The following is an 18186-nucleotide window of genomic DNA, read 5'->3' on the forward strand; positions in this document are numbered from 1 at the left end:
GCGATGACCCAGACTGGTGATGCTGCATATGAGGACGTCGCCCGGGCGGCCGAGCCGCGCCGCACGATCGCGCTGGTCGACGACGACCGCAATATCCTCACCACCCTGTCGATCGCCCTGCAGGCCGAAGGCTACGCCACGCGGGTCTATTCGGATGGCGAGGCGGCGCTCAAGGCGCTGTCCGAGAACCGCCCCGACCTTGCCGTGTTCGACATCAAGATGCCGCGCATGGACGGGATGGAATTGCTGCGGCGCCTGCGCGAGACGAGCGACCTGCCGGTGATCTTCCTGACCAGCAAGGACGAGGAGCAGGACGAGGCAGCCGGGCTCGCGCTCGGCGCCGACGACTACATCACCAAGCCGTTCAGCCAACGCCTGCTGCTGGCGCGCATCCGCGCCATCCTGCGGCGCGCCGCGCCGCTCGTCGCCGGTGCGCCGGGAGAGCCGGGCATCGCTCCCGACGGGCCGGTGATCGAGCGCGGCCGGCTCGAAATGGACCCGGCGCGCCACCGTGTGCGGTGGGACGGCCAGCCGGTTTCGCTCACGGTGACCGAGTTCCTGATCCTCGAGGCGCTCGCCTCGCGCCCGGGCGTCATCAAGAGCCGCAACCAGCTGATGGATGCCGCCTACCCCGACGACGTGTTCGTAGACGACCGCACGGTCGACAGCCACATCAAGCGCCTGCGCCGTAAGTTCCGCGCCGCCGATCCCGAGTTCTCGGCAATCGAGACGCTTTACGGTGCGGGCTACAGCTACTCCGATGGCTGACCTGCCATGACCGACGAAGGGTGGAACGCGCGGCACGAGGTCAAGGCGCGCGACCCGCTGAGCAGCTCCCGGCTGGTCTCGCTGACCTGGCGTATTCTGGCAGTGAATATCGTCCCGCTACTGATGTTCGGGCTCGGCGTGTTCTACCTCGACTCCTACCGTAAGGTGCTGCTCGACGAACGCTACAAGCTCGCCCGGATCGAAGCGCAGATCACCGCCGAAGCACTCGCCGGGGCGAGCCGCGAGCGGCAGGAAGCGGTGCTCAAGCAGATCGGCAAGGAACAGAAGCTGCGCCTGCGGATGTTCGATGCCGAGGGGCACCTTTGGGCCGACAGCTTCCAGCTCGACAAACCGGCCTTCCAGTTCGACAAGGTCGGTGACGAGAACGCCTCGGAAAACTTCGCCCGCTGGCTCGACCGCGCGGTCGACACCATCGTCGGCGCCGACCCGATTCCCGACTACATCGAGCCCGAGGACACCGATGCCGACGCCTGGCCCGAGCTGGCCCGCGCGCGCAAGGAAGGCCTGACCCAGATCCAGCTGCGCGATGCGCCCGACGGCACACCGGTGATCAACGCCGCCGCGCCGGTCGGCCTGGTCGGCGCGACCTTGCTGACGACGCGCAACGCGGTCGACATCACCGAGAAGGTGCGTGCGGCGCGGACCACGCTGGGCTCGGCCATCGGCCTCGCCTTGCTCGCCTCGATCATGCTCTCGCTCTACATGTCGCGCACCATCGTCCTGCCGCTGCGCACGCTCGCCCGCGCCGCGATCCGCGTGCGCCAGGGCCGCGAGCGCCACGTCGAAGTGCCGCGTCTCCCCGAACGGCGCGACGAGATCGGGCTGCTGGCCCGCGCGGTCGCTGAAATGACCGACGGGCTGCGCCACCGCATCGACGCGGTCGAGGCCTTCGCCGCCGACGTCGCCCATGAGATCAAGAACCCCCTTGCGAGCCTGCGCAGCGCGATCGACTCGCTGCCCAAGGTCGAGGACAAGGCCCTGCGCGCGCAGCTGACCGAGGTAGCGGCGCACGATGTCCGGCGCATCGACCGGCTGGTAAGCGAGATTTCCGAAGCGAGCCGCATCGATGCCGAACTGAGCCGCGCGGTCTTCGAACCGATCGACATGGCGCGGCTGGTCGGCAACGTCATCACCCGGCGCGAAGCGCGCGGCGAGAACGACGGCGTCAGGGTTTCGCTCGAATACGAAGGCGGGTCGACCCTTGTCATGGGCGTGCCGATCCGGCTCGAGCGAGTGATCGAGAACCTGCTCGACAACGCCGTGTCGTTTTCCCCGCCGAACGGCGAAATCGTTGCGACGATCGGCAACCGTGCCGGCCGGGTCGACGTTTCGATCTGTGACGAGGGGCCCGGCGTGCCCGAGGAATCGCGCGAGAAGATCTTCGCCCGCTTCCACTCGTTGCGGCCCGAGGCGGAGGACTTCGGCGATCACAGCGGCCTCGGCCTCGCCATCGGCCGGGCCATCGCCGAAGCTCTCGATGGTACACTGACGGTCAGCTCGCGGGCCGACGAGGCAGCGGGCGCCTGTTTCGTACTGTCACTGCCGGCGGCGTGAGCGACTTGCTCGCCAATATTACCTGCGTCGCCATTGATGGCCGCGCGGTGCTCATCTCTGGGCCACCCGGCAGTGGCAAATCGAGTCTGGCGCTGGCGCTGATTGACCGCGGTGCCGTGCTGGTGGGCGACGACGGAGCTCTTTTCGAAAATCGCGAGGGCCGCTGCTGGGCTTGTCCACCTCCAAACATCGCCGGCAAGCTGGAAATCCGCAACGTTGGACTGGTCGACCTGCCTGTCGCGGAAGCCCCCCTCGCCCTTGCCGTGCGGCTCGATCCGGCAGCGCCGCGCTTCGTCGAAACGGCAACACCTGCGCACTTCGCGGGACACGCCGTGCCGGAGATCGCGCTCTTCCCCGACACACCGGCCCTGCCGCTGAGGGTCGAATGGGCGCTGCGGCAACATGGCGCGCGATAAGTGGCTTCACATGGGCGGAGCGAAGGCGCAGAATTAAGGGCGATGGCCGACACTGCGCCGAGCGAGGACAGACAACGAATCCTGCTAGTTACCGGCATGCTCGGTGCCGGCAAGACCACGGTCCTGCGCGAGCTCGAGAATCTCGGGTGGGAGGCTCTCGACAACTTCCCGATCCGCCTGTTGCGCCGCCTCATCGGCAAGGAGGGTGAGCGACATGAACAGGAAGCTCCGCCGCTTGCGATCGGTTTCGACGGGCGCACCCGCGGCTTCAAGCCCGACGAAATTATCGCGCGGGTGAAGCAACTCAGCGCCCGGCCCGATCTCGTCATCTCGACGCTGTTCCTCGACTGTACGACCGTCGAGCTCGAGCGGCGTTTCGACGAGACGCGCCGCCGGCACCACATGGCGCAGGATTCCCCTCTGACGGAGGGCATTGCAGCTGAGCGCGAACTGCTCGCCCCACTGCGCCACTGGGCCGATGTCCTGATCGATACGACCCGGTATTCGACCAACGAGCTCAAGCAGGTCGTCCGCGATCGGTTTGGGGCCGAATCGCCCGGATCGCTGACCGTCACGGTGGCCAGCTTCGGGTTCGCCCGCGGCGTGCCTCCGGCCGCCGACCTGGTGTTCGACATGCGCTTCCTCGACAACCCGCACTGGGTTCCCGAACTGCGCGAGCAGACCGGGCTCGATCCTGCCGTCGGCCAACACATCGAGCGCGACCCGTCCTTTGCCCCGGCGTTCGAACGGATCGCCGACCTCGTGACCTTCCTGCTGCCGCGCTACGATGCGCAGGGTAAGACCTACGTCACTGTAGCGATCGGCTGTACCGGAGGGAGACACCGTTCGGTCTACACCGCCGAGAAGCTCGCAGGGGTCTTGCGCGGGGCGGGATTCACGCCCACCGTCCTGCATCGCAATCTCGGGTCGCGCGCAGCCGAGATGATAGAAGGGGTGCAACAATCGTGAAAACCGGACTATGCCCCCGCCCTTGCCGCGCGACTCGCGCGGTTCGGGTTCAAGAGATAAAGAGTTATCCAGTCGCATGATCGGCATGATTTTGGTCACCCACGGCCGACTGGCTGAGGAATTCGTCCACGCAATGGAGCATGTCGTCGGTGAACAACGCGACGTCGCAACCATTTGCATCGGCCCCAACGATGACATGGAAGCGCGCCGCCGCGAGATCGCCAATGCGATCAAGCGCGTCGACAGCGGTTCGGGCGCGGTCATCCTCACCGACCTGTTCGGCGGCACCCCGTCGAACCTCGCCATCTCGCTGCTCGAGGCCGGAAAGACCGAAGTCATCGCCGGTATCAACCTGCCGATGCTGATCCGCCTTGCCGGCGCCCGCAAGGACCTCGACCTGGCGGCCGCCGTGGCCGCCGCGCGCGAAGCCGGGCGCAACTACATCACCGTCGCCTCGGAATTCCTCGGCCAGGACGCCTGATCGCATGGCGGACGCGCGCCAGTCGGTGGAAATCGTCAACAAGCGCGGCCTGCACGCGCGCGCCAGCGCCAAGTTCGTTGCCGCGGTCGCGATGATGGACGGCTGCACGGTCACCGTCGTCAAGGACGGCAACAGCGCGCTTGGTAGCTCGATCCTCGGCCTGATGATGCTCGGCGCGGCCAAGGGCGATACCATTGAGATTTCCGTCGAAGGCGCCGAAGCCGAAGCTCGCCTGGGCGAACTGGTGTCCATGATCTCCAACAAGTTCGGCGAAGAGTAGGCTGCGTCTTTCCCCGTTCGTGTCGAGCGAAGTCGAGACACGGCACGCGGGAGCATCTCGACTTCGCTCGGCACGAACGGCTAGGGGTGAAGCGTGACCCGCAGGACGATCACCGGCTTTTCCAACCCCACCGTCAAGGCCCTGCGTGCCCTGCGCGACAAGAAGCACCGCAAGCGCGAGGGGCTGTTCCTGGCCGAAGGGCTGCGCCTGCTCACCGATGCCCGCGAATGCCGCCGCCTGCCGCAGTCGCTGGTCATGGCCGAGGGTCGCGACCCGCACCCGCTGCTCGCCGCGCTCGAAGCGGAGGTCGAGGCGGCCGGCGGCGAGATCATCGAGACTTCGCCGGACATCCTTTCCAAGATCACCGGTAAGGACAATCCGCAGGCCGTCCTGGGGGTGTTCGCAGAGTGGAACACCGCGATTGAAGCGCTTGATCGACACGGTTCCCCGATCTGGCTGGTCGCCCAGGCGCTGCGCGATCCGGGCAATCTCGGCACGATGCTGCGTACCGGCGATGCCGTCGGCGCGGGCGGGCTGATCCTGATCGACGACTGCGCCGATCCCTTCTCGGCCGAGGCGGTACGCGCCAGCATGGGCGCGGTGTTCACCCAGGCCATCGCAAAGGCGACGTGGGAGGAGTTCCTGCCGTGGCTACGTGCCGGCGACGGCCAACTGGTCGCTGCGTCGCTACGGGAGGCCGTGCCCTATTGCGGCGCGCCCTATGCCGCGCCCTGCTTCATCCTCGTCGGCAATGAGTCGCGCGGCCTTCCCGAAGATTACGAGGCGGCCTGCGACCTGCGCGTGACGATGCCGATGAGGGGCCGCGCCGACAGCCTCAATGCGGCCGTAGCGGCAGCGGTCCTCGCCTACGAAGTGCTCGCTGAACTGGAGGGCTGATCAGTCCCCGGCGACAAGGCTGACGATGCGCCAGCTGCCGTTCCGCGAAGCAGCGCTGAGGCGATAGTCGACAAGGCTGCGCAGCTTGTCGGTGAGGATAAAGCCGCTCTTGCCGTCGCGGGAAGTGACCTGCTGATAGCGGTCGTCGGGCCGCAGCGCGTCGATCGTCACGACGTCCCAAGAGATTTCCTCCAGCACCGCGCTATCGGCTTGGGGAGACTCGCGTAGCGGAACCTTTTCGCCCGTCACCAGCATCCCGCTGTAGGGGTCCACCCCGTCGATCGGCTGGTCGAAATACCACGGAATGGTCAGACCGCCCTGTGCATTGGCCGAGCAGCCGAGCGTAAGAAGTTCGTCAAGCTCGTCCCACAGGTTCCATTCCTTGCCGGTCAGGCGCTTGCGCAGTTCTTCGCGGCCTGTACCGCCGCCAAAATCGAGCTTCACGTCTTCCGCCGCGAGCGCGGCCAGTCCATCGGCGTCGCGCGCTTGTACGGCGACGGCAAGATCCTGGCGAAAGGTGTCGGCACCCTTGAGATCGCTACAGGTATCGCGAGGCGCATAGCGGCCCTCGGCCAGCTTTTCGTCAACCGGCTGCTCGGCCCCGACCAGCTGCCCCGCGCTCTCCACGAGGTTGTCCGCCGGCGCATCCTCGCGCTGGCAGCCAGCCAATAGCAGGACCAACGGCAGGGCCGCGACTAGAGCCTTCATGCGCCTTCGTTTGCCTCTTCCCTTGTCCCGTCGCCGCCCGGGAGGGGCAGCGCCGAGGTCTCCATGTCGCCCGATGTATAGCGTGGAGCGCTTTCGACAAGGGGAACTTCCTCGATCTCGCGCTTGCCGACTTCGATGCCCTTCTCGGCCAGTCGCTTGCCGGAAGAGAGGACGTTGCGCTCGAAGCTGCCGACGAACTTGTTGTAGTTGTTGACCGCGGTTTCCAATCCGCCCCCGACGCGCTTGAGATGTTCAGCGGCAACGGCGAGGCGCTCGTAGAGTTCCGCACCCATGCGGCCGATCTCCTGCGCCTCGCGGGCGAGCGAGTCCTGCCGCCAGACCTGCGCCACGGTGCGGGCAATCGCGACGAGGTTGGTCGGGGTCGCCAGCAGCACGCGCTTTTCGAAAGCGAAGTCCCACAATTCGGGATCGGCCTCGAGCGCGGCGGCGACGAAATGCTCGCCGGGCACGAACATTACCACGTAGTCGGGCGCTTCCTCGAACTGGCTCTGGTAGCTCTTCGCGCCAAGCTGCTGGACGTGGTTGCGCATCGACTTGGCGTGCAGGTCGAGCTGGCGCTTGCGCTCCTCGTCGTTGTCCGCCTCGAACGCCGCCTGGTAGGCGTTGAGCGAGACCTTGGAATCGATCACCAGCTTCTTCTGGCCGGGCACGTTGACGATCGCGTCGGGCCGCAACCGGCCGTCCTCGGTGTCCATCGAGTGCTCGAGGTGGAAATCGGTGTGCTCGGCCAGCCCGCACTGTTCGAGCAGGTTCTGCAGCGCCCGTTCGCCCCAGCGGCCACGCGCCTTGGGGGCGTTGGTGAGCGAGTTGCCGAGCCGCTGCGCCTCGCGCCGGACCTGCTCCTGACCTTCGCGCATCGAGGCGATGAGGCCGGTCAGTTCGCCAAAGGCGGAGACACGCTTCTGTTCAAGCCCGGTCACGTGATCTTCGTAGGACTTGAGCCGCTCGTGCACCGGTTGGAGCAGCGCCTTGACCGCTTCCTTGCTGGCCGTTTCGGCATGGCCGAAGCGCTCGCTTGCGGCCTTGAGGAATTGCTCCTGCGCCTTCGACAGCACCTCGCCGCCGGTCGCCTTGAATTGCGCCAGCAGGTCCTCGCGCGCGTCTTTCAGCGCGGCGATCTGCTTGTCGAAGTTCTCGGCATTGGCCTTGAGCGTCGCGATCTCGATCTGCGCTGCGCCCAGCTCCGCCGCTGCGGCCTTGAACTCTTCCTCGCGCTTGGCGAGGTCGGCCTTGAGCCCGGCAGCCGGGCGGTTGCCGAGGAACCAGCCCGCGCCAAGTCCGATGACCAATGCAACAACAATGAAGGCGGCGACGGTTGTGTCCATGTTTTTGACCCGGAGAGTATGGGAACAGAGAGCGAACTTAGGGCCCGGCCTTAAGCGACACAAGCCTGTGGGTCACGCTATGCCCAACCCCGCTGCCTTCCACCGGCCAGAAATCCCCTTGAGATTCGCTCCTCCGATTGTATGGGTCACTTACAATTTCGGATTTGCGAATTTTTCGCGTAAGTGAACGAAAACGAATCAGACGCCGGAAGAGGATTACCCGCCGATGCCCACCGATATCGAAATCGCCCGCCAGGCGACCCTGAAGCCGATTACCGAGGTTGCCGCCGCTTCCGGCGTCCCCGACGAGGCGCTCATTCCCTACGGTAAGTACAAGGCGAAGATCGATCGTGACGCGCTGCCCCCGGCGGCGGCTCCGGGCAAGCTGATCCTCGTCACCGCGATCAACCCGACCCCGGCCGGCGAAGGCAAGACGACCACTTCGGTCGGCCTGTCCGACGCGCTCCACCGCATCGGCAAGAAGACCCTGCTGTGCCTGCGCGAGCCGAGCCTCGGCCCGTGCTTCGGCGTCAAGGGCGGCGGCGCCGGCGGCGGCAAGTCGCAGGTCATGCCGATGGACGAGATCAACCTCCACTTCACCGGCGACTTCCACGCGATCACCAGCGCGCACAACCTGCTCAGCGCGATGATCGACAACCACATCTACTGGGGCAATGCCCTGGAGATCGACCTGCGCCGCGTCACCTGGCGCCGCGTGCTCGACATGAACGACCGTGCGCTGCGCCAGATCGTCGGCCCGCTCGGCGGCGTCTCCAACGGCTTCCCGCGCGAAACCGGCTTCGACATCACCGTCGCCTCGGAAATCATGGCGATCCTGTGTCTCGCCTCCGACCTCAAGGACCTGCAGAAGCGCCTCGGCGACATCATCATCGGCTATCGCCGCGACAAGACCCCGGCGTTCTGTCGCGACGTCAAGGCCGACGGTTCGATGACCGTCCTGCTCAAGGACGCGATCATGCCGAACCTGGTGCAGACGCTGGAGAACAATCCGGCGTTCTTGCACGGCGGCCCGTTCGCCAACATCGCCCACGGCTGCAATTCGGTGATCGCCACCAAGACGGCGCTGGCCATGGCCGACTACGTCGTCACCGAAGCCGGCTTCGGCGCCGATCTCGGGGCCGAGAAGTTCATGGACGTGAAGTGCCGCATCGCCGGCCTCAAGCCCGACGCCATCGTCCTCGTCGCCACCGTGCGCGCGCTCAAGATGAACGGCGGCGTGGCCAAGAAGGACCTCACCGAACCGAACGTCGATGCGGTCCGCAAGGGCGCGGTCAACCTCGAACGCCACATCGAGAACCTCAACAAATTCGGCATCAACCCGACTGTGGCCATCAACCACTTCTACCTCGACACCGACGAGGAAATCGCGGTGATTCAGGAGATGGCGAGCAAGTTCGGCACCGACGCCGTGATCTGCAAGCACTGGGCCGATGGCGGCGCGGGTGCCGAGGAACTGGCGAAGATCGTCGCCGCCAAGGCCGACAAGGGCGCCGACTTCAAGCCGCTCTACCCCGATGAGATGCCGCTGGCAGACAAGATCGAAACGGTCGCCAGGGAAATCTACCGCGCCGAGAGCGTGACGATGTCCCCGGCGGTGAAGAGCCAGCTCAAGCAGTGGGAAGAAATGGGCTACGGCAACTTCCCGGTCTGCATGGCCAAGACGCAGTACTCGTTCTCGACCGACCCGACCGCGCTCGGCGCCCCGACCGGATTCGACGTGACCATCCGCGAAGTTCGACTGAGCGCTGGTGCCGGTTTCGTGGTCGCCATCGCCGGCGACATCATGACGATGCCGGGCCTGCCCAAGGTCCCGAGCGCCGAGGCGATCTACCTCGACGAGAACGGACAGATCGAAGGTCTGTTCTGACCTGTGGCGGCCGCTCCGGCGGCCGCCCGTTCAAATCGGTTCGAAATCGTTGTATGACGCCGAACATTCCTTTCGGAAGGGAGTGCTCGTCATGCGCATGCTCACCATAACCGCGAACTGCATCGCGCTGGCTGCAATAGTGGCCGGCGGCAGCGCTCAGGCCGGCGACCGTGTCAGGCCCGACGCCAGGACGAGCTGGGGCAAGGCCGGGGTCTCGCTCGAACAGTACTGGATCGATTCGAGCACGTGCGGTCACGAGGCGGCAGCTACCGACTTGTCGGACTCCAAGCCGGCAAAAGCCCTGATCTACGCTTCCCGCATACTCGACAATACCAACGATGCCGTGGCGATCGGCTCTGTTCAGCAGCTCGTTTCGCCGGAAATCCAGTGGAACCGCGCTGCGACGCTCCTGAAGGACGCGCTCGAAATGTGCCTCGCCGATCGCGGCTACCGGCAATTCAGGCTAACCAGGGAACAGGCCCGGCATCTGAACATGTTCGACAAGGGCAGCATCGAGAGGCGCAAGTACCTGCACAGCCTGGCGAGCGATCCAATGGTGCTCGAGGACCAGGCTTACGGCTGATTGGCCGTTTCTTAACCATCTTCGCCTAGTGCCGGTAAGCCGTCCATCATTCGGGGGCGAGCGGAGCTGGATGAGCGAAACGGCCTGTGTCTGTAGAAAACTTCGACCACTCGTGTGACCGCCTGTCGGCCATCGTCGACAAGGCGCTTTACGATCGCCTCGCATGGGAGCGGAACGTCGGGCCCAAGCTCGAACGACTGGTCGGGCTGCTCAAGGGCGCATTTGCAGCTCGCGAGGAATTCGAACTGAGCGAAGAAGGCGCGACCCGCGACATCAAGCGCTACGTCATCAAGGTTCACGGCAACCGCGTGCTCGCCGTTTCGGTCACGATCCACAACGGCCAGGCCGTGATGGCTGGAGGAGAGATCGAGCGCAGCCGCTTCGCCGTTGCCCACGTCGAGCCGATAACCGCCGATCCCGATGCCATTGACGAAGAATGGATGGCCCGTGCCCTCCAGTCGATCTTCGCTCGGGTAAACCCGCGCAACACAGGTGGCGAAGAAGCAGCCGATAACCAAGCCTACAACCAACACCCGCAGGCGGCTTCCGAATAGCCGCCTCAGCGCACGGCGCGGAACATTCCTTCCTGTGCCACGCTGGCGACAAGGGTGCCATCCCCGGTGAAGATCTGGCCGTGGTTGAGGCCCCTCGCCCCACCTGTCCAGGGGCTTTCCATCGCGTAGAGCAACCACTGGTCGACGCGCGCGTCGGCATGAAACCATAGCGCGTGGTCGAGGCTCGCGCCGCGCACGTCGCCGCGGGCGAAAGAAATCGGGTGCGGCAGGAGGCTCGTCGCCATCAGCCGCATGTCCGACCAGTAGGCGAGGATCGCCCGGTGCAGCAGCGGATCGTCGGGCAGCGGCGAACGCACGCGGAACCATACGTATTGCCGGGGCTCGCCCGGCTCGCGGTCGAGCAGGTCGCCCGGATTTATCGAACGAACCTCGATGGGCCGCGGGCGGAGCATGATCGGTGGCGCGTTGGGGGCGATCTCGTCCCAATGCCTCGCAAGCAGCACGTGTTCGGATTCGAGTTCGTCGGGCCCGGCCACGTCGGGCATCATCGCCGACTGGTGCTCGTAGCCGTCCTCGTGCTTGTGGAACGAGGCCGAGCAGGCGAACACCGGCTTGCCCTGCTGTGTGGCGGTCAGGCGGCGGTTGGAGAAGCTGCCGCCGTCGAACACGCGGGTGACTTCGAACTCGATTGGATAATCCTCGCTCGCCCCGCGCAGGAAGTAGGCGTGCAGCGAATGCGCCGGGCGATCCGCGTCGACCGTCTCCAGAGCCGCGACCAGAGCCTGCGCGACGACCTGTCCGCCGAACACGCGGCCTATGCCCTCGACGCGGCGCGGACCTTCGAAGCGGTCGTTGCCGAGCGGCTTGAGCGTCAGCAGTTCGAGAAGCTGGGCGACAAAGACTTCGGGCGTGGGATCGGCCATGGGCCGGCAATGAAGCCGGGGTTCATCGCCTGCAACTGATTTTCGTCATTGCGAGCGACGCGAAGCAATCCAGAGCTGCACAGTGCCGCACTGGATTGCCGCGCAACCCCGGAACAAGTCCGGGGCTATTCGCAATGACGAAGATTGTCTGGCTTCAGTCCTTCGCGCCGAGGCGGCGCAGCGCGCGCCAGGCACAGGCCTTGACGATATTGCTCTGCGGCCAGCGGCCCGGGCGGCGCGGGTTGAGTCCGCGGGCGCGCAGCCACTTGTTCATCGCTCGGGCGTCGGCCTCGGCATAGCTCCATGTCGAACGCCAGGTGATCGACAGCGAGATCGACACGCCCGGCCCGTTCCTGACGAAGTGCGGGGCCATGACCGGCACGAAGATGGCGGCGCCCGGATTGAGCGTGAACTGCCTGCCACCGGCGAGCATGTCATCATCCCACCTCAGCTCGCGCGCACCGCCGGTGTGATAGCCTTCATGGACATGGTCGGGGGCGAACCGCGCGTCACCCGCCGGGAACACGGTCATCTCCTTGGAACCGACCAGCTGCAGCAGGATGTTGTGCTCGGGGTCGAAGTGGTACGGCGTGACCGCGTCGGGGCTGGAGACGAATATGAAGCCCTGCATCTTGAGCATCTCGCCGGTCCGGGCGGTAATCTCTTCCTCGATCTCGCCAAGCAGCCCGTTGAGGAGCGCGGCATAGGCCGGGTCCTGCTCGATGTTCTTCAACACACACCAGCTCCCGCTAGTGGCGATGCGGCGGATCGTCTCGCCGATGGTCAGGCCGTTCGAGCCGGGCTTTCCGTCGACACCGATAGGCAGGTCGCCCTTGTTGTATTCGACCGACGCCTCGGGGAGCGCCTCGCCCAGCGCGGCGAGCGCATCAAGCGCCAGCAACGGGTGCTCGCGCAAGTCGTGGTGCAGCAGGTGCGGCACTTCGGGATAGTTTGCGGCGAAGGTGGCACGACTGGCGGCCGGAAAGGAATTGAGCGCCAGCGGATCGCCGGTCAGGTTGGTGTCGATAGCAGTCATTCCAGCTCTCCTGCCGGCCGCCCGGTTTCGCGGCGCGCGATAGCGCCGAACAGGGCGCGCCGCTTGGCACCGCCAATAGCCACGTTGACGCGGCCTATCGCCCGCCGCTCGGTCCACAAGTGGTCGATCATGGGGTGATCCGCGGCGGCACAACTGTCGGTCCATTCGATACCGGGCCGCTCAAGCATGGCGAGGTTCTCGCGCTGGAGCAGCACGCCGGGCGAGTAGCGGCTGTAAGCCTCGTCGAACGTGGTCTTGTAGGAATAGGCGCCCGGCGGGGTCAGGAAGCTCGCCAGCATGGCCACCGGCTTGCCGTCGATCCGCAGGCCGAGGCGTTCGAGCTTGCCGCGCGCCGCCGCGCCACTGAGCGCCTCGCGGAACAGCGCTTCCGTGCGCGGTGCGCTGGCCAGTGCGGACCCCTCCGCGCCCTTCCACCCGGCCCTTTCGAGCGCGAGGAATTCGTCGATCCAGCTTTCGAGCCCCTCGCTGTCGGTGCGGCGGCGGACCTCGAAGCGGCCCTCCTCTTCCAACCGCCGGCGCTGGCGGCGCAATTCCTTGCGCTTCTTGCCGCCCAGCGCGGCCTCGAAATAGTCCTCCGGGCTCAGGTCGGAGGCGAGCATGGCCCGCTCCTCGCGCTTGACCACCGATGCGGCGCGCACGCCGTCGCGGCAGACCTGCGTCAGTGCGTCCCACAGCGGCCCATGCAGCGGCAGGTGCGAGAGGTGCAGGAAAAGCGCCGGACCGCTGTTCTGGTCCGCCCAGGCCAGCAGCTCGCGCCAGAACGCAGCCTCGAACCCGCGCGCAACAAGCGGCGCGCCGAGAAAGCAGTTGCTGTGGATCCACGTCGACCACTGCGGAAACGGATATCGATAGTAGGCCAGGTCGCGCCGCAGCGGCATCAACCCGGCGAGCTGGCCGTCGGCCTCGAGGCACAGCAGCTTGACGCGCCCGCGTTCGTCGAACCCGCGCAGCGAGGGCAGCAGGTACCAGCTCTCGAAGAACGGATTGGGTTCGGCTGCCCACTCGGCGAGCGCGTCCCACTGTCCTTGCTGCCCCGGATCGGCAAATTCGCTCCAGTCGCGCGCGGCCATGCGCATGGCGACAGGGCGCATCTCTGGCGGATGCGGGATGTCATCGGCGCTTGCAGGCCGTGTTGCCATGCTTCGGCGTTAACCTTCATGTCGGCGGCTGGGGGTGCCGTCGCCCCTGCGATACCCCGCCATGACCAAGGAAAGATTAACGTTTGGGACTGGACCCAAAGAAGAACCCCGCCCGGATCACTCCGGACGGGGCTCTTCTTGTTGTCCTACCGCTTCGCTACTTGAGGACGAAGCGTAACCTGCTTTGCGTCAGCCGGCCGCGAGGGCGGCCAGCAGCAGCAGTGCGACGATGTTGGTGATCTTGATCATCGGGTTGACGGCTGGACCGGCGGTATCCTTGTAGGGATCGCCGACCGTATCGCCGGTCACCGCGGCCTTGTGGGCTTCGGAGCCCTTGCCGCCGTGGTTGCCGTCTTCGATGTACTTCTTGGCGTTGTCCCACGCACCGCCGCCGGCGGTCATGGACAGCGCGACGAACAAGCCGCCGACGATCACTCCGAGCAGCAGCGCGCCGAGTGCGGCGAAGCCGTTCTCCTGGCCCGCGATCGCGGTGATCACGAAGTACACCACGATCGGGGCCAGCACCGGCAGCATCGAGGGGATGATCATCTCCTTGATGGCGGCCTTGGTGACGAGGTCGACGGTCTTGGCGTAGTTCGGTTTGCTTGTTCCGGCCATGATGCCCGGGTCATTGGCGAACTGGTCGCGCACGTCGATGACAACGTCACCGGCCGCGCGGCCGACGGCGGTCATGCCCATCGAACCGAACAGGTACGGGAGCAGTGCACCGAGCAGCAGGCCGACGATGACGTAGGGGTTCTCAAGGCTGAAGTTGACGTTCAGCGTCGGGAAGAACTCCCTGAGGTCGGTGGTGTAGGCGGCGAAAAGCACCAGCGCGGCGAGGCCGGCCGATCCGATCGCGTAGCCCTTGGTCACCGCCTTCGTGGTGTTGCCGACCGCGTCGAGCAGATCGGTCTTCTCACGAACGCTGTCATCGAGACCGGCCATTTCGGCGATGCCGCCGGCGTTGTCCGTCACCGGGCCGTAGGCATCGAGCGCCACTACCATGCCGGCCAGCGCCAGCATCGCAGTCGCCGCGTAGGCAATGCCGATCAGGCCCGCCAACTGGTAGGCGATCATGATGCCGGCAACGATCACCAGCGTCGGCAGGGCTGTCGATTCAAGCGAAATCGCGAGGCCCTGGATGACGTTGGTGCCGTGGCCGGTCTCGCTCGCCTTGGCGATCGAGCGGACCGGGCGGAAGCCAGTGCCGGTGTAGTATTCGGTGATCCAGATGATCAGGCCGGTGATGACCAGGCCGAGCAGCGAACACCAGAACAGGTCCATTCCGGTGAAGGCCGTGACCTCGCCGCCGCCGATTACGGCGTTCATGTCGCCGAGCGCGTAGGTCATGACGAACCAGATAAGCGGGATCGAGAGGACCGCGGTGAGCAGGAAGCCCTTGTACATCGCGCCCATCACGTTGGTACCGCCGCCGAGGCGGACCGCGTAGGTGCCGATGATAGAGGTTACGATGCACGCGCCGCCGATCAGCAGCGGCAGGCTCATCATCGGCATCAGCAGGTCACCGAGGCCCTTCAACAGCAGCGCGGTGAGCACCATGGTCGCACCAACAGTGACGACGTAGGTTTCAAACAGGTCGGCGGCCATGCCGGCGCAGTCGCCGACGTTGTCGCCCACGTTGTCGGCGATGACCGCCGGGTTGCGGGGGTCGTCTTCCGGTATGCCCGCCTCGACCTTGCCGACGAGGTCGGCGCCAACGTCGGCCGCCTTGGTGAAGATACCGCCACCGAGACGCGCGAAGATCGAGATCAGCGAGGCACCGAAGGCCAGCGCGGTCAGAGCTTCGATCACGACGCGGTCGTTGGCGGCAAAGCCCATCGAATGCGTCAGGATGTAGAAGAACACCGCGATGGCGAGCAGCGCGAGGCCGGCCACGAGCATGCCGGTGATGGCCCCGGCGCGGAACGCCATGGTCAGGCCCTGCTGTAGGCCCTGCGAAGCCGCTTGAGCCGTTCGCACGTTGGAACGTACCGAGATGTTCATGCCGATGAACCCGGCGACGCCCGAAAGCACTGCGCCGAGCACGAAGCCGGAAGCGCTGATCGGGCCGAGGAAAATCGCGACTAGAACCGCGACGACCACGCCGACGATGCCGATCGTCGTGTACTGACGCTTGAGGTAGGCCTGAGCGCCTTCCTGGATCGCCGCGGCGATTTCCTGCATCTTTTCGGAACCGGCGCTCGAACCGAGCACCTGCCGGCTGGTAAAGAAGCCGTAGACGACTGCCAGCAGGCCAAGAACAATAGCAATGACTATGAGGTCCATGTGGTGACCTTCCCCCTCTAATTCTCCCAAAGGCCGCCCAAACACCGCGCGGGCGCGGGACGATGGGGTTGGCTATAGGCCGCCCGTGCGCGGCGCAAGTCCCAATCTGGAGATTTCCCTGCCCAGTCCGGGACACCTCCCGGAGCCACCCGGCGCAAGTGTCCCGACGGCAACAACCGGCGTGCCGAAATCTGACAGAAATTCAGACGATATTGCGGGATTCGATAGTTTATTTTACGTAAACACCCATGGGTGCGTTGGTTATCCGGAAACTGCTCTTGTGGATGCCGTTCCTGTTCGGGATCGGCTTCATCGCGCCATTGACGGCGCAGACCATGGACTACTGGAATATTAGCGCGCCGTTCGGCCTGTCTTCGCTCGTATTCGGATTGATCCTTGGCGGGGCCTGGGGGCTCTACGCCAACATCAAGGGCCGCTGGGTCTGATGGATCGTCCGATCGACGATCTCACCCGCGAGGAGACGCACGATGACCTGCCGCTGGGCGGCGAAGCGGGGCTGATCGAAGGCGGTGTCGAAAGCGGTGCTGCCGACCGTTCGGCCTTCGAATGGCGCAAGGCGCCCGAACTTGACCGGCACGTCCGCATCCGCCTGCGCAAGGACGAGCGGGAAATCGCCGCGCGCTGGATGGCCGATCCGAAGCAGATGCGCATCTACACCGTGGTGACGCTGGGCTGCTTCGCCTTTTGGGTCGCGCTGTTCCCGCTGTGCATGATGGACATCGTGCCGCTGTGGTTCGGCTTCGCCTTCAGCACCTTCATAGCCGCGGTCGGCTACGTGCCGAGCCACGAGGCTATGCACCACAACATCGGTCGCCTCGGCACGAAGTACCACTTCTGGAACGAGGCGGTCGGCCAGGTGGCGACGCTGATCCTGATCTTCCCGTTCTCGATGGCGCGGCTGATGCACATGCATCACCACTACCATTGCAACCACCCGGAGAACGACCCCGACTACACCGACGGGGCGGACAACTGGTGGAAGGCGTGGATCAAGACCTGGCTCAACCGCCAGCCCGGCGCCGACGGATCGATCCACCACTACAAGCGCTGCCTCGAACGCATCGGCACGCCCGAGGCGCACATCGCCCTGCGCGACACGATGCTGCTGCAGCTCGGTTCGATGTTCTTCATGTTCGCGCTGTGCTGGTCAGGCTATGCCTTCGAAGCCGCATTCCTGTTCTGGCTGCCGCGGCACCTCGGCCTCAGCTACATCCGCTACTGGCTGAGCTGGGCTCCGCACCATCCTCGCGACGGGCTCGACCGCTACACCAACACCCGCGTGTTCAGGACCTGGGTCGGGCACTGGATGTCGCTCGGCATGCAGTACCACATCGTCCACCACCTCTATCCGGGCATCCCCAACCACGCGACAAAGTACGCGTATTACGAGATGAAACCGATCCTCGAGGCGCGCGGGGTCGACTGCACCCCGCTCTAGGTACCGTGCATCCAGCCGAGCTCGCCTTCGGGCTCGTTTCCGTCGAGCAGTAGACCAGTCGATCCGGCTTCCAAGACCTTGCCGATGCGTGTCGCCTTGACCGGCGGTTTGACGCCTTCCGGCAGGGTGAACAGAAGCTCGTAATCGTCGCCCCAGCGCAATGCGTAGTGCAGCCGCCCGATGTGCGTTGCGAGCGGGATCGCCTTGCTGTCGAGCGAAAGCGTGACGCCGCTCGCCTCGGCAATGCGGGAGGAGTCGAGCAGAAGGCCGTCCGAGACATCCATCATCGCGGTTACCAGCGGGGCCAGCGCCTCGCCCTCGGCCAGACGTGCCATGGGCCGGCGATAGGCGGTGCTGTCGGCCCCGGTCTTGTCGCGAAGGGCCTCGAAGCCGAGCATCGCCGCGCCGATCTCGCCAGTAACCCAGATCGCGTCCCCCGCCCGCGCCCCGGAGCGCGACGGCACGGGGCGATGCGTTGCTCGCCCGACCGCCGTCAGGCCCCAGGCGCGGCGCCCCTCTCCCGCGACGGTATCTCCGCCGAGCAGCGGGACGCCGTAGTGGTTGAGGACGTCATGGAGGCCGGCCAGGAACCGGTCGTCACGATCGCCGAGCATGTGGCCGAGCAGGACGCCGAGCGGACGCGCGCCCTTCGCGGCGAGGTCCGAAAGGTTCACGGCGACAAGTTTCCAGGCGATGTCCGCCGGATCGGCTCCGTCGAACACATGAACACCCTCAACCAGCATGTCATGGGTCAGAACAAGCGCTTCATTGCCAAGTTCGATGACCGCGCAATCGTCGGCAAGGCCGCGCGCGGCGGGATCGTAGACGAGATGCCGAAGGGCAGCGACGAAGGCGGCTTCCCCTTTCATCGCCGGGTCATTCCGCCTAGCGAA

At 65.7% G+C, this 18186-nt stretch carries 19 protein-coding genes; 12 read left to right on the plus strand and 7 right to left on the minus strand.

Annotated elements, in window-relative coordinates:
* Positions 1-3: 3 nt before the first annotated feature.
* The 7 genes from GRI89_RS11680 (at position 4) to GRI89_RS11710 (ending at position 5386) form a co-directional block, all read left to right on the plus strand.
* Positions 4-768, plus strand: coding sequence for a response regulator transcription factor (locus GRI89_RS11680; RefSeq protein ID WP_159795622.1), 765 nt, complete (start codon positions 4-6; stop codon positions 766-768).
* A gap of 6 nt (positions 769-774) precedes the next feature.
* Positions 775-2343: a stimulus-sensing domain-containing protein gene (locus GRI89_RS11685; protein ID WP_159795625.1), complete on the plus strand. Its 1569-nt coding sequence runs from the start codon at positions 775-777 to the stop codon at positions 2341-2343.
* Positions 2340-2759 carry an HPr kinase/phosphorylase gene (locus GRI89_RS11690; RefSeq protein ID WP_328598226.1) on the plus strand — a complete coding sequence of 140 codons (420 nt, stop codon included), beginning with the start codon at positions 2340-2342 and terminating at the stop codon, positions 2757-2759. Before GRI89_RS11685 ends, GRI89_RS11690 begins: the two co-directional genes overlap by 4 nt.
* A gap of 42 nt (positions 2760-2801) precedes the next feature.
* The gene (gene rapZ, locus GRI89_RS11695) at positions 2802-3728 is read left to right on the plus strand and encodes an RNase adapter RapZ (protein WP_159795628.1); all 927 of its coding nucleotides are present in this window, start codon (positions 2802-2804) and stop codon (positions 3726-3728) included.
* A gap of 76 nt (positions 3729-3804) precedes the next feature.
* Positions 3805-4209 (plus strand): PTS sugar transporter subunit IIA, encoded by a 405-nt coding sequence (locus tag GRI89_RS11700; protein ID WP_159795631.1) that lies wholly within the window; start codon positions 3805-3807, stop codon positions 4207-4209.
* A 4-nt stretch (positions 4210-4213) separates the two neighbouring features.
* Positions 4214-4489, plus strand: coding sequence for an HPr family phosphocarrier protein (locus GRI89_RS11705; RefSeq protein ID WP_159795634.1), 276 nt, complete (start codon positions 4214-4216; stop codon positions 4487-4489).
* Between the two features lie 93 nt (positions 4490-4582).
* Positions 4583-5386 (plus strand): TrmH family RNA methyltransferase, encoded by an 804-nt coding sequence (locus GRI89_RS11710; protein WP_328598227.1) that lies wholly within the window; start codon positions 4583-4585, stop codon positions 5384-5386.
* Here the strand turns inward: GRI89_RS11710 and GRI89_RS11715 are convergent, their stop codons facing one another.
* Together GRI89_RS11715 and GRI89_RS11720 are read right to left on the minus strand one after the other, a co-directional pair.
* Positions 5387-6094 (minus strand): hypothetical protein, encoded by a 708-nt coding sequence (locus tag GRI89_RS11715; protein WP_159795637.1) that lies wholly within the window; start codon positions 6092-6094, stop codon positions 5387-5389. It lies immediately after the preceding gene.
* Positions 6091-7440: a DNA recombination protein RmuC gene (locus GRI89_RS11720; protein WP_159795640.1), complete on the minus strand. Its 1350-nt coding sequence runs from the start codon at positions 7438-7440 to the stop codon at positions 6091-6093. The genes GRI89_RS11715 and GRI89_RS11720 overlap by 4 nt, the downstream gene beginning before the upstream one ends.
* Before the next feature lie 226 nt (positions 7441-7666).
* Here GRI89_RS11720 and GRI89_RS11725 point away from each other — a divergent pair, with 226 nt between their 5' ends.
* The 3 genes from GRI89_RS11725 (at position 7667) to GRI89_RS11735 (ending at position 10465) form a co-directional block, all read left to right on the plus strand.
* Positions 7667-9328, plus strand: coding sequence for a formate--tetrahydrofolate ligase (locus tag GRI89_RS11725; protein WP_159795643.1), 1662 nt, complete (start codon positions 7667-7669; stop codon positions 9326-9328).
* Between the two features lie 91 nt (positions 9329-9419).
* On the plus strand, positions 9420-9911 hold the full coding sequence (locus tag GRI89_RS11730; protein ID WP_159795646.1) for a hypothetical protein: 492 nt from the start codon (positions 9420-9422) through the stop codon (positions 9909-9911).
* Between the two features lie 86 nt (positions 9912-9997).
* Positions 9998-10465, plus strand: a complete 468-nt coding sequence (locus GRI89_RS11735) for a hypothetical protein (RefSeq protein ID WP_159795649.1) — start codon at positions 9998-10000, stop codon at positions 10463-10465.
* A gap of 5 nt (positions 10466-10470) precedes the next feature.
* Here the strand turns inward: GRI89_RS11735 and GRI89_RS11740 are convergent, their stop codons facing one another.
* The 4 genes from GRI89_RS11740 to GRI89_RS11755 all read right to left on the minus strand — a co-directional run bounded on the left by GRI89_RS11740 (position 10471) and on the right by GRI89_RS11755 (position 15834).
* Positions 10471-11349 carry an acyl-CoA thioesterase gene (locus GRI89_RS11740; protein ID WP_159795652.1) on the minus strand — a complete coding sequence of 293 codons (879 nt, stop codon included), beginning with the start codon at positions 11347-11349 and terminating at the stop codon, positions 10471-10473.
* Between the two features lie 154 nt (positions 11350-11503).
* Positions 11504-12385 carry a cupin domain-containing protein gene (locus GRI89_RS11745; protein ID WP_159795655.1) on the minus strand — a complete coding sequence of 294 codons (882 nt, stop codon included), beginning with the start codon at positions 12383-12385 and terminating at the stop codon, positions 11504-11506.
* Positions 12382-13545, minus strand: a complete 1164-nt coding sequence (locus tag GRI89_RS11750) for a GNAT family N-acetyltransferase (protein ID WP_159795658.1) — start codon at positions 13543-13545, stop codon at positions 12382-12384. Before GRI89_RS11750 ends, GRI89_RS11745 begins: the two co-directional genes overlap by 4 nt.
* A gap of 189 nt (positions 13546-13734) precedes the next feature.
* Positions 13735-15834 (minus strand): sodium-translocating pyrophosphatase, encoded by a 2100-nt coding sequence (locus GRI89_RS11755; protein WP_159795661.1) that lies wholly within the window; start codon positions 15832-15834, stop codon positions 13735-13737.
* Positions 15835-16082: 248 nt separating this feature from the next.
* Here GRI89_RS11755 and GRI89_RS11760 point away from each other — a divergent pair, with 248 nt between their 5' ends.
* Complete coding sequence (locus GRI89_RS11760) at positions 16083-16280, plus strand: hypothetical protein (RefSeq protein WP_159795664.1); 198 nt, start codon at positions 16083-16085, stop codon at positions 16278-16280.
* Positions 16280-17293, plus strand: a complete 1014-nt coding sequence (locus tag GRI89_RS11765) for a fatty acid desaturase (RefSeq protein WP_159795667.1) — start codon at positions 16280-16282, stop codon at positions 17291-17293. The genes GRI89_RS11760 and GRI89_RS11765 overlap by 1 nt, the downstream gene beginning before the upstream one ends.
* Here the strand turns inward: GRI89_RS11765 and thiL are convergent.
* The gene (thiL, locus tag GRI89_RS11770; RefSeq protein ID WP_159795670.1) at positions 17290-18162 is read right to left on the minus strand and encodes a thiamine-phosphate kinase; all 873 of its coding nucleotides are present in this window, start codon (positions 18160-18162) and stop codon (positions 17290-17292) included. The two genes, GRI89_RS11765 and thiL, sit on opposite strands and share 4 nt — an antisense overlap.
* Positions 18163-18186 lie beyond the last annotated feature (24 nt).

The organism is Croceibacterium salegens, from assembly GCF_009827435.1.
GTDB lineage: Bacteria > Pseudomonadota > Alphaproteobacteria > Sphingomonadales > Sphingomonadaceae > Croceibacterium_B > Croceibacterium_B salegens.

Excerpts from the sequence above, each read along its gene's own strand:
- GRI89_RS11680 (WP_159795622.1), top strand. The coding sequence starts at position 4 with ATGACCCAGACTGGTGATGCTGCATATGAGGACGTCGCCCGGGCGGCC.
- GRI89_RS11685 (WP_159795625.1), top strand. The coding sequence starts at position 775 with ATGACCGACGAAGGGTGGAACGCGCGGCACGAGGTCAAGGCGCGCGAC.
- rapZ (WP_159795628.1), top strand. The coding sequence starts at position 2,802 with ATGGCCGACACTGCGCCGAGCGAGGACAGACAACGAATCCTGCTAGTT.
- GRI89_RS11700 (WP_159795631.1), top strand. The coding sequence starts at position 3,805 with ATGATCGGCATGATTTTGGTCACCCACGGCCGACTGGCTGAGGAATTC.
- GRI89_RS11705 (WP_159795634.1), top strand. The coding sequence starts at position 4,214 with ATGGCGGACGCGCGCCAGTCGGTGGAAATCGTCAACAAGCGCGGCCTG.
- GRI89_RS11715 (WP_159795637.1), bottom strand. The coding sequence starts at position 6,094 with ATGAAGGCTCTAGTCGCGGCCCTGCCGTTGGTCCTGCTATTGGCTGGC.
- GRI89_RS11720 (WP_159795640.1), bottom strand. The coding sequence starts at position 7,440 with ATGGACACAACCGTCGCCGCCTTCATTGTTGTTGCATTGGTCATCGGA.
- GRI89_RS11725 (WP_159795643.1), top strand. The coding sequence starts at position 7,667 with ATGCCCACCGATATCGAAATCGCCCGCCAGGCGACCCTGAAGCCGATT.
- GRI89_RS11730 (WP_159795646.1), top strand. The coding sequence starts at position 9,420 with ATGCGCATGCTCACCATAACCGCGAACTGCATCGCGCTGGCTGCAATA.
- GRI89_RS11740 (WP_159795652.1), bottom strand. The coding sequence starts at position 11,349 with ATGGCCGATCCCACGCCCGAAGTCTTTGTCGCCCAGCTTCTCGAACTG.
- GRI89_RS11745 (WP_159795655.1), bottom strand. The coding sequence starts at position 12,385 with ATGACTGCTATCGACACCAACCTGACCGGCGATCCGCTGGCGCTCAAT.
- GRI89_RS11750 (WP_159795658.1), bottom strand. The coding sequence starts at position 13,545 with ATGGCAACACGGCCTGCAAGCGCCGATGACATCCCGCATCCGCCAGAG.
- GRI89_RS11755 (WP_159795661.1), bottom strand. The coding sequence starts at position 15,834 with ATGGACCTCATAGTCATTGCTATTGTTCTTGGCCTGCTGGCAGTCGTC.
- GRI89_RS11760 (WP_159795664.1), top strand. The coding sequence starts at position 16,083 with ATGGGTGCGTTGGTTATCCGGAAACTGCTCTTGTGGATGCCGTTCCTG.
- GRI89_RS11765 (WP_159795667.1), top strand. The coding sequence starts at position 16,280 with ATGGATCGTCCGATCGACGATCTCACCCGCGAGGAGACGCACGATGAC.
- thiL (WP_159795670.1), bottom strand. The coding sequence starts at position 18,162 with ATGAAAGGGGAAGCCGCCTTCGTCGCTGCCCTTCGGCATCTCGTCTAC.